This is a genomic window from Polycladomyces zharkentensis (genome assembly GCF_016938855.1).
Taxonomy (GTDB): Bacteria; Bacillota; Bacilli; order Thermoactinomycetales; family JIR-001; genus Polycladomyces; species Polycladomyces zharkentensis.
The window spans coordinates 31,000-44,874 of the sequence record NZ_JAFHAP010000019.1; the positions used below are offsets into that span (position 1 = coordinate 31,000).

Sequence of the window (13,875 nt, forward strand, 5' to 3'; positions counted from 1 at the left end):
TTCTCCCGATTGTTTACAGATTGATCGACAGATACTTGAGGTTGAGAAATTCTTCCATGCCGTAACGTCCGCCTTCCCGTCCCTGCCCGCTCTCTTTGATCCCCCCGAACGGTGCCTGCGGGACGCTCAGAGAGGTGCCATTCACCGCTACCATGCCGAATTCCAACCCTTCCGCCACTGTGAAGGCACGACGGATATCCTTGGTGAAAAAGTAAGCGGCCAGTCCGTAAGGGGTATCGTTCACCCGTTTCACGATCTCCTCCTCACCGGAGAAGGAAACCACGGGTGCCACCGGACCGAAGATTTCCTCCTGCGTGATGCGCATATCGAAGGTCACACCGGACAACACGGTAGGGGCGTAGAAGGTTCCCCCCGCAAACGGCCCTTCTGACAGCCGCTCACCGCCGGTCAAGATCTTCGCTCCCTTCTCCACCGCATCCCGAACCAGATCATCGATTTTCCTGATGCCGGCTTCATCGATCACCGGGCCGATCTCGGTCCCCGGCTCCCAGCCGAAACCGACTTTCAGCCGCTTTACACGGTCGACCAATTTTTGCAGGAAATCGTCCAGCAAACGCTCATGAACATAGATGACGTTGATCCCGTTGCACATCTGTCCGCAATTCTCAAATTTATTGCCCACCGCGGCAGTCACCGCCCGATCCACGTCCGCATCAGCAAACACGATCAACGGTGCGTTGCCGCCCAGTTCCAACGACAGCCGTTTCACCTGCCGGGCCGAGGCTTCGATCAGATGTTTGCCCACCTCGGTGGAACCGGTGAAGGAGATTTTTCGCACCTTGGGATCATCCAGCAATGCTTGTCCGATTTCACCCGCGTTTCCCGTCACCAGATTGGCCACACCGGACGGCAGTCCCGTCTGATCCAGCAATTGCATGAGAGCAGCGGCAGTCAAGGGAGTCTGGCTGGCCGGTTTTAACACCACCGTACATCCGGCGGCCAGTGCGGCTGCCATTTTTCGCGTCACCATCGTGGCCGGGTAGTTCCATGGGGTAATCAATGCCGCCACGCCCACCGGCTGGCGAATCACCAAGATGCGTTGGTCGCGTTTGGAGCCGGGCAGGGCCTCCCCCGCCACCCGTTTGGCTTCTTCACCGTACCACTCCGAAAAATCCGCCGCCGCATCCACTTCTTCCAACGCTTCCGACAAAGGTTTCCCCTGCTCCATCGTAAGCAGGCGCGCCAACGACTCCCGGTTGCGACGGATTTCCTCCGCCCACTTTTTGAGATAGGCTCCCCGTTCGGCGGCCGTCAAACCGGACCAGGCGGGAAATGCCCGATGTGCGGCATCGACGGCTTGTGCTGTTTCATTTCGGCCTCCTTTGGGTACGTCTCCGACTACCTCCCCGTTGGCGGGGTTGACCACGGTAACCGTTTCGCCTGATTCACTGTCCACCCATTGCCCACCGATCCACATCCGCTGATGGATCGCTGTCCATGTCTGCATGATCTCCCTCCTGATTCCATCGTTTTGATCCGGGTGAGTCCAGGGTTGTCTGGTTGATCCCTCTTGTCCGGATGCCATTGTTCCCTGTCACAACCGTTTTGCATCTCATCATCCGGCTCCAAGCGACTTGGCAGGCCAATGCCACCAGGGCGTGTCTGGTGTTGTCCACAGTGTTTTCCCGGCTCGCTCCACCTGCGCCCTGCAGGGATGCAGATGATGACCGCTCCGACCCGGTCAGCGCAGTTCGCGGGCAAAGTACGCTTCGCTTTGAGGAAATTGCCCGCGATTTCAATCCTGCACTTCCCAAGTCTTCGCTCAGTCAGGGCTTGGTCAGTCGCTCGTCCGGAAAAACATGGCTCCCTTACGGAATGACCAGACACGAACCAGTGCCAATGCTATTAGCCCGCCTCGAAAAGATCGCGGGTAAAAGGCCACCCTTCTCCCAGTTCGATGTATGACCAAACCCACTCGAGTCCCCTGTTGGCAGACCTTCTCCTCATACCGACAAACGACCAATCGCGTCCCGAAGGATCAATCAGGCTCTGTCTTCCCGCGGGTTCGCCAAGGGTGTACAGGACATCAGCAGGGCCAACAAAGACGTACGCGGTACTACGCTTTCCGGTTCGATATATTCGTCCGGTCCGTGATCCAATCCGCCTACCGGCCCCAACCCGTCCAAACAAGGAACACCCTGCGCGGCGATCCAATTGGCATCGGACCCCCCTCCCGTATCCGTGTCCCGCAAGTGAATCCCCAGGAACGCCGCACACTCCCGGGCCAAAGCAGCCAGCCGATCGGTCGCCGGATTGCGGACCATGGGCGGAAACCACAGCTTCAGGTCCGCTTCCGTTCTCGCGCCGGAGATGCCCGACCGGGAGACCGCCTCCCGCACCAACGCCTCCACTCGGGAAACGGCATCGGGATGAAACAGACGAATATCCAATTGTGCCTCAGCCCGATCCGGTACCACGTTGGACTGGGTTCCGCCCCGGATCGTCCCGATGTTGATCCGAAAGGTCCCCTCCTCCGCCGCCCGTTTCCGGAGCCACTGGAGACGATCGATCAACTCCACGACGGCATTGGCTCCTTTCTCCGGCTCCACACCCGCATGAGCGGATCGGCCGTGGGAGGTCAATGTCAGCTGGATCACCCCCGCCCGGGCACTGACGATATCCCCGTTGGCCCGCGCCGCTTCCAACACATAGACGGCATCCATCCCGGACAGCAATTCGATCATCCGGTTCCGGGTGTGAAAAGAGCCGGTCTCCTCCTCGCTGTTCACTACCAGACGAACTTCGCCAAAATCCTCCCATCCCAATCTGCACAACACCTGAACAGCGTAAAGCCCCACCAACAAACCGCCCTTCATGTCACATACACCGGGTCCCATTAAGCGATCACCACGGCGTTGCATCGGCCGCGCTTCCGCCGTTCCGTCAGGGTAGACCGTATCGGCATGCCCCAGCAAACCGATCCGCTTCTTCCCGCTTCCCTGCATCCGTCCCACCCACAATCCGGCACATCCTTCGATTGGCAGATGAGACACTTGAAAACCCGCGTCCGCCATCCAACCGGCGAAAATGTCCCCCACCCGTTTCACGCCCGCAGGGTTTTGCGTGCCGCAATCGATTTCCACCAGTGCCCGCAATCGTTCCTCCCAACCTGCCGTCACGTCAGCGGCAACAGAGCGGATTTGATCAGGCGTGAATGATTTCCTTGACGAGGGATCGTTCATTGTTTTCCTCCTTTTCGGGCAATATCGTATGCATCATTTTTACGAAGAAAAAGAGCAAGACCGCATGGACCGGTGGCAACGCCGGTAAATGCTTCGCTTGGGGCGGTCCGGTAGCTGGACCTTGCACCCTGCAAGGAATCAGATCGCTCCGGAGTGCAGGTCGTTCGTCCGGGGTGGTTTTTTCGACCGCTTGGAAAAACATTGTCCCTTTACTGAATGACCAAACACACCCCGGCAGAAATGGCCATTGATGAATGCCACCATGCAACCGGCAGGGCATTCGGTCAACCGGAAACCATCATCCGCTGATCGAATAGCCGGCACACCCTAACCCCCCAGCTCGGCTTCCCGCCGGGCCAACTCCTCGGCCGACACCCGCAAGGCCGCCTGAGGACCGGGGAAATGATCCCGATAATATGCCAAATCCATGACCAACAAGATCAACATCATCGCCACGAGTGCGATCCCTGCATTTTGATTGGGTGGTATCACCATCACCACACTGATCAACACGATCCACATCAACGCGGCAACAGCAACCGGCTTCCCCCACCTTCCCAAATTCCACGGTCCCAGATGACGCGGGGTAAATCGGCCTTTCGCCTCGGCAACCAGCCGGAGCCAAATGGGAATCCCGTAGGAAACGTACAGCCCCACCACGCTGACCCCTGTCAAAAAAGCAAGGGTGGTGTAGGTGGTATCGGGGTTGACCATTTTGATGAAATAGTCAACCAATGCCAGGACGAACGACAAAATGACCGACAACCAAATCGCCTGAACGGGTGTCCGGTATCGTTTGCTGATTCGGGCAAACCAATCGCTGCGCGGCATCCCCTTGTCCCGCGCAAAAGCGTACACCATCCGGGAGAATGAAGTGATGGAAGAAAGGCCGCAAAACCACATGGCCAACACGATCAACCACAAAATCGTTTGACCGAAGGCAGTGCCCAATGCCTGGCTGATCACATAAATGAACGGATTTTCCGCAGATACCGCCGCCTTCACATCATGGACGGACAAGGTAACGAAAGCCAACATCACCATCCCGGCCACAAAGGAAAACGCAACGGATGAGAAGATTCCCCATGGCGCCCGCACCCGGGGGTTAATCGTCTCCTCTATGGTGTGGGCTGAAGCGTCGTATCCGGTAAACGTCCATTGCGCCTGCAGCAAACCGATAAGAAAGGCCAGCCAATACGGCTTGTCCGAAAACGTTTCTCCCAGCCGGAACAAGGTATCGATCGGTTGCAGGGGACGCTGTCCCAGAAAGGCCAAGCTTACGACCAAAATCAGCACCACCGCAATGTGATACCAAGCGGAAAAATCGTTCAGCCTGGCCACTATGCGAATCCCCACATGGTTGAGGATGCCGTGGGACAACAGCACGAGAGCAAACCAGATCAATGTGGTTGTCTCCGTCATTTGATAGCCCAACACCGGCGAAAGCAAACCGTCGGCAAAAAGGGCGACCGAGTAGTCAATGCCCGCCACGATTCCGATCTGGCCGATCAGGTTGATCCAAGCCGTATACCACCCCCAGCGTTTGTTTCCCAAAAGCGAGGCCCAATGGTACAACGCCCCCGCCGTCGGGATGGCGGAGGCCAGCTCAGCCATGGATGCGGCCACCAACATGCAAAACAAGGCCACCAGCGGCCACCCGAAGCCCATCATGCCCGTCCCGCCATAAGTCAATCCGTGACCGTATAATGATACGGCACCGGTCAAAATCGAGATGATGGAAAACGAGATGGCAAAATTCGAAAACCCGCCCATGTCCCGCAACAGTTCTTGGGCATAGCCGAATCGGTGCAACAGCTTTTTGTCCTCGGACAACTGGATCTCCTTACGAGATTTGCTGGTCGTCAACCATGTCCCCCTCCTTCACGCTCCCCAAGAAACTTTCATGCGCTTCCTCGTTGAAAGAGCGCACATTCCGGTTGGCGATCGCACCGATCGTCACCGCCACCACGCAAGTGGCTGCGATCAACAACAATCCCCATACCGTCACCCGAACCACCTCTTTCTCCCGATTGCCATCAATGATGATATGGTCAGTGTAACACAAATAAAGTTAATGTTCAAAATTTACCTATTATTGGAATAAAAAATGCCATAGAAATATCATCCAATCAAAACGAAGGTTCACCAGATGATGAAAGCCAAACTTGTTCATACAATTTCCGGCCCGATCCATATCATCAATCTTGAGATTTGTTAATATATTATTTAACCTATCAGATAAGTAGGAGTTGAATCGAGTTGTACAGTTATGTCTCCCATCTTGCATGTCCGAAATGTCACCGAACCTACCGAGTGGAAGAAGAACATCATCTTTGTCTGTGTGGGTCTCCCCTCAGGGTGCATTATCATCTGGAAGAGTTAAAAAAGATATACCGGCCCGTTCATTTGACGGGAAGGGAGAACACCTTATGGAGATATCATGAGCTCCTGCCCGTTCAAACTCCCGAGCATGTCGTTTCCTTGGGCGAAGGAATGACTCCGTTGATTCCCATGTTCAAAATCGGTCAAGAGATGAACATTGCCAAATTGTACATGAAAGATGAAGGCTCCCTTCCAACCGGGACATTTAAAGCGAGGGGAGCGGCCGTCGGTGTGTCAAAAGCAAAAGAACTGGGTATACGGGAGATAGCCATGCCAACCAACGGGAATGCGGGCGCTGCCTGGTCGCTCTATGCGGCAAGAGCCGGTATTCGATCCCATATCGTGATGCCGGTCGATGCCCCGGAGATCACGCGGAGTGAGTGTGCGATTGCCGGCGCCCGCCTGTATCTTGTCAACGGTTTGATCAGTGACGCGGGGAAAATCGTGGCACAAGGGATACAGGATTTCCACTGGTACGATGCCTCTACGCTGAAAGAACCATACCGGATCGAAGGGAAAAAAACCATGGGTCTGGAAATCGCCGAACAGATGGAGTGGAAATTGCCTGACGTGATTTTATACCCCACAGGAGGCGGAGTGGGATTGATCGGCATTTACAAAGCACTGCAAGAATTGCGGGAACTCGGTTGGATTCAGGATCGGCTTCCCCGGTTGGTTGCCGTACAAGCGGAAGGATGTGCCCCCATTGTCAAAGCGTGGGAAGAAAAGAAAAGGGAATCCGAATACTGGCACAATGCCTCCACCGTTGCTTTTGGAATCAATGTACCGAAAGCGTTGGGAGATTTCCTTGTACTGGAAGCGATTTACCAGACTGAGGGATGTGCGATCGCAGTGGACGATACTTCCATTTTGGAAGAACAAAAGCGGATCGCCCGGTTGGAGGGGGCGTTTGTCTGTCCCGAAGGAGCCGCAACGTTTGTTGCCGCTCGCCGCCTGAGAGAAAACGGTTGGATTCAGGAAGGAGAAACGGTTGTCGTGTTAAATACGGGAACAGGAATCAAATATCCCCGCACCATACAGGCAAAACCGCTCATGCTCCAACCGGGTGAACGCATCGCAATGAAATCCCGGGAAGGCATGGCCGATCGGGAAGTTGAATCTTAACTTTATTCCGGGAAAGGGAGAAGGGATATGAACAAACGCGATCATTTTCAAGAGCCAAATTTCGGTGAACTCAAAAATGAAACACTGGTGATACATGCCGATGATGAGCTCACCAATGATGGAACGGTAGCTCCGGCGATTTATTACTCAGCCACGTTCCGCGCACGAGATTCCGCCGAATTCGCAGACATGGCGGGAACTCCTCGCCATCCCCGATATTACACGCGTTACGGCAACCCGGTCCATGAACGCGTCAAGAAGGTGATGGCGGAGTTGGAGGGAACAGAAACGGCACTGGTCACCGGCTCCGGGATGGGGGCGATTGCGACAACCATTCTCGCGCTGGTCAGCGCCGGCGACCATGTGATCGCACAGACGCGGCATTATATGAGTACCGCCAAGATCATGGACGAGATGCTGCCGCGATTCGGTGTTGACGTGACCTTGGTCGAACAAGCCGACATCTCCGCCTTTGAAGCGGCGATTCGGCCCAATACAAAGCTCATCATGGTGGAATCGCCGGCCAATCCGACTTTGGTGGTGACCGATTTGGCTGCCGTGGCGGAGTTGGCCCGCCCACGCGGGATTATCGTTGTAGCCGATAATACGTTCGCGACGCCGATCAATCAACGGCCTCATGACCTGGGTGTCGATGTGGTTGTTCACAGCGCAACCAAATATTTGGGTGGTCACCATGATTTGACGGCCGGCGTGATCTGCACCAGCGAAGAGTTGGCCGAGCGCATTTGGCACACGCATATCTCCATCGGCTCAGTTCTCTCGCCGATGGATGCGTGGTTGCTATTGCGCGGTTTGCGTACGCTTCCGATGCGGGTCGAACGCATCAATGCCAACGCCCTCGCCTTGGCGGAGTTTCTGGAGGCACAGCCGCAGATCGAGCGGGTATATTACCCCGGACTTGCCAGCCATCCACAACACGAGTTGGCGAAGCGTCAAATGCGTGGTTTCGGGGGAATGATCGCCTTCGAAATCAAAGGCGGTTATGAAGCGACAGAGCGCTTCGTTTCTGCACTGAAACTGTCGCTGAACGCAGTCAGCTTGGGCGGGGTTGATTCCCTGGTGGTACACACTGCGGCGATGTGGGGAGGCGTGATGACCGAGGAACAAATGCGGACAGCCGGAATTCAGCCCAATTTCGTACGCTATTCGGTCGGACTCGAGCATATCGACGACCTGAAAGCGGATCTGTTACAAGCACTGCAGGTGGTTTAATGCATACTTGGTGATTGAAATCGATCTGCATCGATTGATCAAGGCCGGAACGTTATGTTTCCGGCCTTTAACCACACCCGGATTCCCCCTATCAACCTCAGCTTCCTATGTGGCACAAATATCGAGTAGCGTTGTACCCTCTACACCGATATCCCCAGTGATCTGTACGGTTTTTTTAGTAATCAAACTGGTATCCGGGATGAAGATGGAAAGGATTTAGCATTTCCGGACGCGTTTCGACTCCAACGTAGGACATACCGAGAAAAAGGGATGATTCAGATTATCCGTTAAATGGAGGGGCCTGAGTTGATCCGAACGGATGCAGAATATACCAAAAGTCCCTGAAGGCTTTAGAGGCACAACGGAAGAGCATTCAAGAAAAGAAACAACACTTTGAACAAATCGGTTTAACCCCGGAACAGGTGGAAAAAGCATTAGTACCATTGTGGACGTATTACCATCAAATCGAAGACGAAGTGAAATACTACGAGAAGGTAAAAAAAGGTGAGTTCCCGCGAAAAACCAGCTTGGATCAGTTGGGGCGAATGCTGATTGCTTACCGCATTTACAAAGGAATCACACAAACTGAATTGGCAGAGCGTTTGGGAGTCTCCAATGGTGTACAAATGGAGGGCACACCAGTTAAAAACAGACAATGAAACAGTTATTCCTCCAGGAGTGGTATGTTCTTATAGTCCAGACCCGAAGGAGATAGAGTTTTACGAGAAGATACACAAACTGACCGAACTCTCCGATCAATTAAAAGAACAGGTCGAGCAAGGTTATGTAGAAAAACAGCTCCTGATCGAACTCAACAAAAAACTGGGGGATCTCCAGTCCAAGTATGGAAACATCCTCGTTTTCTCTGCGACGGTCGCTGCCATCATTAGCGGACTCAAAGATTTGATTGAGTTCTTCGTAGGCTGAAAGAGTCATCCCTTCATCCACAACCGGGGACTGTTCATATAACAGGGGGCGGCTCCTGGCATATATTGACTTACAGGTGTTGAGGAGAGGGGAAACCCTCTCTTTCTTTGTATGTGGATAGCTCTGTTCCATAAGGGTCATATGTTCCCCAACGACCACTGATGGAGAGAAAGGCAATACTATCCGAAGAGATTGACGAACTGAGAAGGAGGGAGAAGGGAGAAATCCGGGGACTGGCCCCTGGCTCGAAGACATCGCCGCAAAAGTGCAAGGTCATAGTAATTCCAATAAACTGAGTAACCGGTATAAGTAATAGATACCCCGCATTTGATTGCGGTTGATGGAATTCAGTTTTTCGAGAGAGTCCCGGGCGAATCTTCTTGCGACTTCAATGTGGTTATGGCCTAACTCCTTAATAACCTGCCTAATGACTTCGAGTGGATAATTGGCCGATCGCAATATACGGATCATCTGGATTTGCCGGATTTGGTTGCGATGAAACCTCCGATAGCCGTTTGTTTGGTCCCGGGGCAACGAAATCAGCCCTTCCTTTTCCCAATGCCGGATGGCTGAACTTGAAACACCTGTTAAGGCGGAAACCTCCCCAATCGTCATCCATTTTCTTTTCCCTTCCGGTTCGAAATTGTCCAGTTCCTCGTTTTCCAAGATCCGAACGGTTTTCTCCGCCATCGTTTTATCTTGGTGGATACGTGCCTGTTGCTTGTTAACGAGCCAGAGCGCGTCGTCCACCTCTTTCCTTTGCACTTTTCGCAAAACTTCCTTTGTGATACTCCTGCCGAATCCAGGGAGCATGGCCCAAATGCATTCAAAATAAGCCACGTGTTCTTCGGTGTACATCCGATAGCCGTTTGCTGCGCGCTCGGAAGGAGGAACAATTCCCCAACTTTCATAACGTCTCAGGGTGCTTGTGCTGATATTCAATTTTCTGGCAATGTCAATCGGTCTTATCTTCATGTCCTTCCCTCCATAAACATTATAACTAAAGTTTAAACCAGCATGAAAATGTTTCTCTCGATAATACTGGGGAATATTGAATTTAACTTTAGCACTTGCATCAATGTTGTAGAATGAATTTGCCAGTTAAACATCGTGCGAGGAGGAATGAGCATGCAGGGCACTATCAAGATCAAAGGCGCTCGGGAGCACAACCTGAAAAATATATCGCTGGAAATTCCCAAGCATAAGCTTGTTGTCATCACCGGACCCTCAGGTTCCGGGAAATCCACCTTGGCGATAGATACACTGCAACGGGAATCCCAGCGTCAGTTTATGGAATCATTGGGGATGATCACCTATCAGACCAGCAAACCAAAGGTTGACGCCATCCACGGACTCAGCCCGTCCATCAGTGTGGGACAACATATTGCGAACCACAACCCGAGGTCGACCGTCGGTACCGTGACAGATATCTATACTTATCTCAGAATCCTGTTTGCCAAAATTGGAGAGCGACCATGTCCATCCTGCGGGACGACGATCGGACCTTCTTTTGAAGGAGAAGTTTCCCAGGACGGAATTTTGGATGAAGAAGAGCCCTATGATACGTACGGAATGGTCCCTTGCCCAAATTGCGGTCATCCCCTTGAGAAATTGACGATGACACATTTTTCATTCAACAAGCCGGAAGGCGCATGTATTACCTGCAGCGGGCTGGGCCAAATCGCCACTTTGAACATGGACGCCGTAATTGATAAGAATCGGAGTTTGCGTGACGGTGGTGTCTTGATCTGGCAGCACGATTTTGTGATCGATCATTATACGAAGATCCTGAAGGCTGCGGCCAAACATTACGGATTTTCATTTGACGAGCATCTGCCCATAAAGGATTACAATGCGGTTCAACTCGATTTGCTCCTTTACGGAGTGGAGAGTGAAGAATTCAAGAGGCATTTCCCGAACGTGATGCCGCCGAAAGCGGTGAGAAAAGGAAAGTTTGAAGGTGTGATAACGGGAATATGGAAAAGATACAGGGAAAAGGGAAGCGAACCCGGCGAATCACAATTGTTTCATAAGCAATTGTGCCCTGATTGCCAGGGGGCAAGATTAAAGAAGGAAAGCCTTCTCGTTACCGTCGACGGGGCTTCCATTGCCGAGGTTTCTTCATGGTCGATCGCGGATGCGTTGGCCTGGATGAACTCATTGCAGGACAAATTGAAGGACAAGCTGTCTTCGGAGCAATTGCTCATTGTCAAACCAATCCTGCACGATTGTGTAGTCAGAACGAAACGGCTCATGGATGTAGGGCTTGGTTATATGTCGCTTCACCGACAGGTCGTTACGCTGTCCGGAGGGGAGGCGCAAAGGTTAAGGCTGGCAACGATACTGGGTTCCGGACTGACCGGTGTACTCTACATTTTGGACGAACCGACGGCCGGACTGCATCCGAAAGATACAAAAGGACTAATCCGAATGTTGTACCAATTGCGAGATTTGGGAAACACTGTGCTGGTTATTGAACATGACGAAGAGGTGATGCGGGCGGCTGATCACATTATTGACATGGGGCCAGGCGCTGGCAGCTTTGGAGGAAATGTGGTTGGTCAGGGGCGATTGGAGGATTTGATCAACAACCCGAAATCGGTGACTGGAGCGTATTTCAGAGAAGAAAGCCATCCCGGGAAAGTGCGCAAACGAAGGAGAGGGAATGGTCATTTTCTGACGATCCGAAATGCGCATGCGCGAAATTTGAAGCACATTACGGTTTCGTTTCCGCTCGGCTGCCTTGTTTCCGTTACCGGTGTTTCGGGTTCGGGGAAATCCACGCTCCTGTTCGATGTGCTTGCCGCTTCTTATCGGGAAAAGGGACAGCCCATCGGTTGCGAAAGAATCACCGGATGGGATGCGGTTGGACAGCTGGTTACCGTTGACCAGTCACCCCTTTCGCGCATGAAGAGATCCAACATTGCCACGTATACCGAAGTGTATACACACTTAAGAAATCTGTTTGCCCGTTTGCCCGAAGCAAAACGCAGTAAGTTAACGGCAAAACACTTCTCTTTCAATTCGCCTGGAGGCAGGTGCGAAACCTGCCAAGGACTCGGCGTTGTACCGGTTCACATGCATTTTCTCCCGGAGGTGGAAGTTCGTTGCCCTGCTTGCCGCGGCAGACGTTTTAAAAAGAGTGTTCTCCGTGTTACGTACAAAGGCTATACCATCTCCGACTTATTGGACATGACCGTTCAAGAGAGTTTGTCCGTTTTTGAGGACCAGCAGAAAATAACCGAAACGGCGAAGCTGCTCTGTGAAGTGGGACTTGGCTACTTGAAGTGGGGACAATCCGTCAATACGTTGTCTGGCGGAGAAGCCCAACGGACCAAGTTGGCCAAAGAATTGAGCAAAAAAACGAAAAATCATACGTTGTATTTGCTGGATGAGCCGACAACGAGGCTGCACCCCGGAGCACTGAAAACCGAACAAATAAGCCGCCCCACATGGGACGATCACCATTGTCATCCATCATACTCCGGTGAGCAAGTATCCAGTCAATTTCCTCGTCAGTACCGGTCTCTAGGGTCTCCGGCACTTTGAAACCACTTCGGATCAGTGAGGGACAGCGCGACATACCCGGGTTGTAGCCCTTCATCCCCCTTCACGATGTGTGTGATACGTCGGACCACTTCTCTTCCGGTATAACTCTCCCGTTCAGGGTCCCACTCTTGAAGAAGGAGATAGTGTCCTACCTTGAAACCTCTATCCTCTTTGCGAATCTCAACCCTCTTCTGATCCCGCAAAACTGCCTCAAAACATTCCGACCAGATTTTGAGCTTGTGGATCATCATCCCTCCACCTTTTCCCAACACCGTCACTCGACAACTGAGACTCGGCTGTCCCCCAATTCTGTCGGACTTGCGAGAGGGACAAAGCTCACCGTAAGGGGGTTAATCTTCCGACTGTTGGTCTTGTTGTTGCAGTAAGGCAAGCAATTCATTGCGTGTTTTTTTCAAGAAATGAAGCAGTTCCTCTTTTTCTTCATCATTTGAACAACGTAACACTTGATGAGTGACAAACATGACCAGGCGGGACAATTCGGCCGCTTCAAAATGGATTTGTTGAACATCCTGATGCTGAACAAAGGGTTCGAATTCAGAAGAGATGAAAGATGATTGTTCTTTTTGGTTTTCTTTCAAATAGTTTCGCCCGGCATCCGTTATGCAATATAATTTTTTTCCTTCCCTCTCTTCCACGGTGACATAGCCTTGATCTTCCAACAATTGCAAAGTCGGATAGATCGATCCGGGGCTTGGTACATAGAAACCTTCTGTTTTCTCTTCCAATTTTTTCATCATTTCGTAACCATGCATGGGTCCTTCAAGCAAAAGTTTGAGAAGGGCGAATTTGATGCCTCCGCGTTTGAAAAAGCGTTTTCCCGATCTCATCGCTTTGAAAGGGTTCTTCGGACCAAAAGGTCCTCCGGCACCAGGCCCGTGAAAAAATCTCATTCTCGGATCGAAAGAACCGTTTGCCATTGAATCCTGTCTCATCCAAAGATGAAAAGGGTTCATGTGATAAGGATGGTGAAACATAGAACTTGTCCCCTTCCTTCTGGGCGTTCGATAACGATATATCGTAAACTGATTATAAACGATATATCGTTATCGATCAACATATTTTTCTCTATGATGGATATAAGGAGTCCATATATGTATCCCCTTAAGTCGAACTTCTTCTCGCCGAAATAGTTTGATTTGTCGAAAAAACGGGTATAGCAATAGAGCAGTGAGTGGATGGAAGTCTCATTCAAATCGAAGTCCATCCGTATCTCACTCAGTTTGACCACCGTTTTCGACGGCGAAATGATGGTGTACTTCATGAACCGGGCGAAAGAGCTGCTTGAAAACCCGAACCTCTTGATGATGGAGATGAGAGAAGATGGTAGTGGGAGATTTCGCAAACGAAGTCGACGTGCTGGTCATCGGCGGCGGTCCCGGCGGCTACGTGGCCGCCATCCGGGCCGCCCAGCTGGGACGCAAAGTGACGCTGGTCG

General features: G+C 52.2%; 12 protein-coding genes. 5 read left to right on the forward strand and 7 right to left on the reverse strand.

The features are described 5' to 3' along the window. Positions 1 to 13: 13 nt before the first annotated feature. The 4 genes from JQC72_RS15855 to JQC72_RS15870 all read right to left on the reverse strand — a co-directional run bounded on the left by JQC72_RS15855 (position 14) and on the right by JQC72_RS15870 (position 5,211). Complete coding sequence (locus JQC72_RS15855; RefSeq protein ID WP_205497375.1) at positions 14 to 1,468, reverse strand: NAD-dependent succinate-semialdehyde dehydrogenase; 1,455 nt, start codon at positions 1,466 to 1,468, stop codon at positions 14 to 16. A gap of 535 nt (positions 1,469 to 2,003) precedes the next feature. Further along, complete coding sequence (locus JQC72_RS15860) at positions 2,004 to 3,203, reverse strand: M20 family metallopeptidase (protein ID WP_205497377.1); 1,200 nt, start codon at positions 3,201 to 3,203, stop codon at positions 2,004 to 2,006. 327 nt (positions 3,204 to 3,530) lie between these two features. Next, positions 3,531 to 5,069, reverse strand: coding sequence for an amino acid permease (locus JQC72_RS15865; RefSeq protein WP_302104958.1), 1,539 nt, complete (start codon positions 5,067 to 5,069; stop codon positions 3,531 to 3,533). Next, positions 5,047 to 5,211 carry a hypothetical protein gene (locus tag JQC72_RS15870; RefSeq protein WP_205497379.1) on the reverse strand — a complete coding sequence of 55 codons (165 nt, stop codon included), beginning with the start codon at positions 5,209 to 5,211 and terminating at the stop codon, positions 5,047 to 5,049. The genes JQC72_RS15865 and JQC72_RS15870 overlap by 23 nt, the downstream gene beginning before the upstream one ends. Positions 5,212 to 5,462: 251 nt before the next feature. On the opposite strand from JQC72_RS15870, the gene JQC72_RS15875 reads away from it, so the two are divergent. The 3 genes from JQC72_RS15875 to JQC72_RS15885 all read left to right on the forward strand — a co-directional run bounded on the left by JQC72_RS15875 (position 5,463) and on the right by JQC72_RS15885 (position 8,870). Next, complete coding sequence (locus JQC72_RS15875) at positions 5,463 to 6,710, forward strand: threonine synthase (protein ID WP_302104959.1); 1,248 nt, start codon at positions 5,463 to 5,465, stop codon at positions 6,708 to 6,710. Between the two features lie 27 nt (positions 6,711 to 6,737). Beyond that, positions 6,738 to 7,943 (forward strand): trans-sulfuration enzyme family protein, encoded by a 1,206-nt coding sequence (locus JQC72_RS15880; RefSeq protein ID WP_205497381.1) that lies wholly within the window; start codon positions 6,738 to 6,740, stop codon positions 7,941 to 7,943. A 615-nt stretch (positions 7,944 to 8,558) separates the two neighbouring features. Further along, a complete protein-coding gene (locus JQC72_RS15885) occupies positions 8,559 to 8,870 on the forward strand; it encodes a hypothetical protein (RefSeq protein ID WP_205497382.1) in 312 nt (103 codons plus the stop codon). A gap of 273 nt (positions 8,871 to 9,143) precedes the next feature. On the opposite strand, the gene JQC72_RS15890 is transcribed toward JQC72_RS15885, so the two are convergent. Beyond that, positions 9,144 to 9,845: a MerR family transcriptional regulator gene (locus JQC72_RS15890; protein ID WP_205497384.1), complete on the reverse strand. Its 702-nt coding sequence runs from the start codon at positions 9,843 to 9,845 to the stop codon at positions 9,144 to 9,146. A 153-nt stretch (positions 9,846 to 9,998) separates the two neighbouring features. Here JQC72_RS15890 and JQC72_RS15895 point away from each other — a divergent pair, with 153 nt between their 5' ends. After that, positions 9,999 to 12,419 (forward strand): ATP-binding cassette domain-containing protein, encoded by a 2,421-nt coding sequence (locus JQC72_RS15895; protein WP_205497386.1) that lies wholly within the window; start codon positions 9,999 to 10,001, stop codon positions 12,417 to 12,419. Here JQC72_RS15895 and JQC72_RS15900 read toward each other — a convergent pair. After that, on the reverse strand, positions 12,386 to 12,670 hold the full coding sequence (locus JQC72_RS15900) for an ASCH/PUA domain-containing protein (RefSeq protein WP_335342489.1): 285 nt from the start codon (positions 12,668 to 12,670) through the stop codon (positions 12,386 to 12,388). The genes JQC72_RS15895 and JQC72_RS15900 overlap by 34 nt on opposite strands. Positions 12,671 to 12,769: 99 nt before the next feature. After that, entirely contained in the window at positions 12,770 to 13,414 is a 645-nt protein-coding gene (locus JQC72_RS15905; protein WP_205497390.1) for a PadR family transcriptional regulator, read from the reverse strand. Positions 13,415 to 13,760: 346 nt separating this feature from the next. On the opposite strand from JQC72_RS15905, the gene JQC72_RS15910 reads away from it, so the two are divergent. Beyond that, positions 13,761 to 13,875, forward strand: a 115-nt coding sequence (locus tag JQC72_RS15910) for an FAD-dependent oxidoreductase (protein WP_205497400.1), incomplete at its 3' end; no start/stop codon positions are given.

Bases quoted from the DNA above. Each gene is read 5' to 3' on its own strand.
- JQC72_RS15855 (WP_205497375.1), bottom strand. From the start codon at position 1,468: ATGCAGACATGGACAGCGATCCATCAGCGGATGTGGATCGGTGGGCAA.
- JQC72_RS15860 (WP_205497377.1), bottom strand. From the start codon at position 3,203: ATGAACGATCCCTCGTCAAGGAAATCATTCACGCCTGATCAAATCCGC.
- JQC72_RS15880 (WP_205497381.1), top strand. From the start codon at position 6,738: ATGAACAAACGCGATCATTTTCAAGAGCCAAATTTCGGTGAACTCAAA.
- JQC72_RS15885 (WP_205497382.1), top strand. From the start codon at position 8,559: ATGGTGTACAAATGGAGGGCACACCAGTTAAAAACAGACAATGAAACA.
- JQC72_RS15890 (WP_205497384.1), bottom strand. From the start codon at position 9,845: ATGAAGATAAGACCGATTGACATTGCCAGAAAATTGAATATCAGCACA.
- JQC72_RS15895 (WP_205497386.1), top strand. From the start codon at position 9,999: ATGCAGGGCACTATCAAGATCAAAGGCGCTCGGGAGCACAACCTGAAA.
- JQC72_RS15900 (WP_335342489.1), bottom strand. From the start codon at position 12,670: ATGATGATCCACAAGCTCAAAATCTGGTCGGAATGTTTTGAGGCAGTT.
- JQC72_RS15905 (WP_205497390.1), bottom strand. From the start codon at position 13,414: ATGTTTCACCATCCTTATCACATGAACCCTTTTCATCTTTGGATGAGA.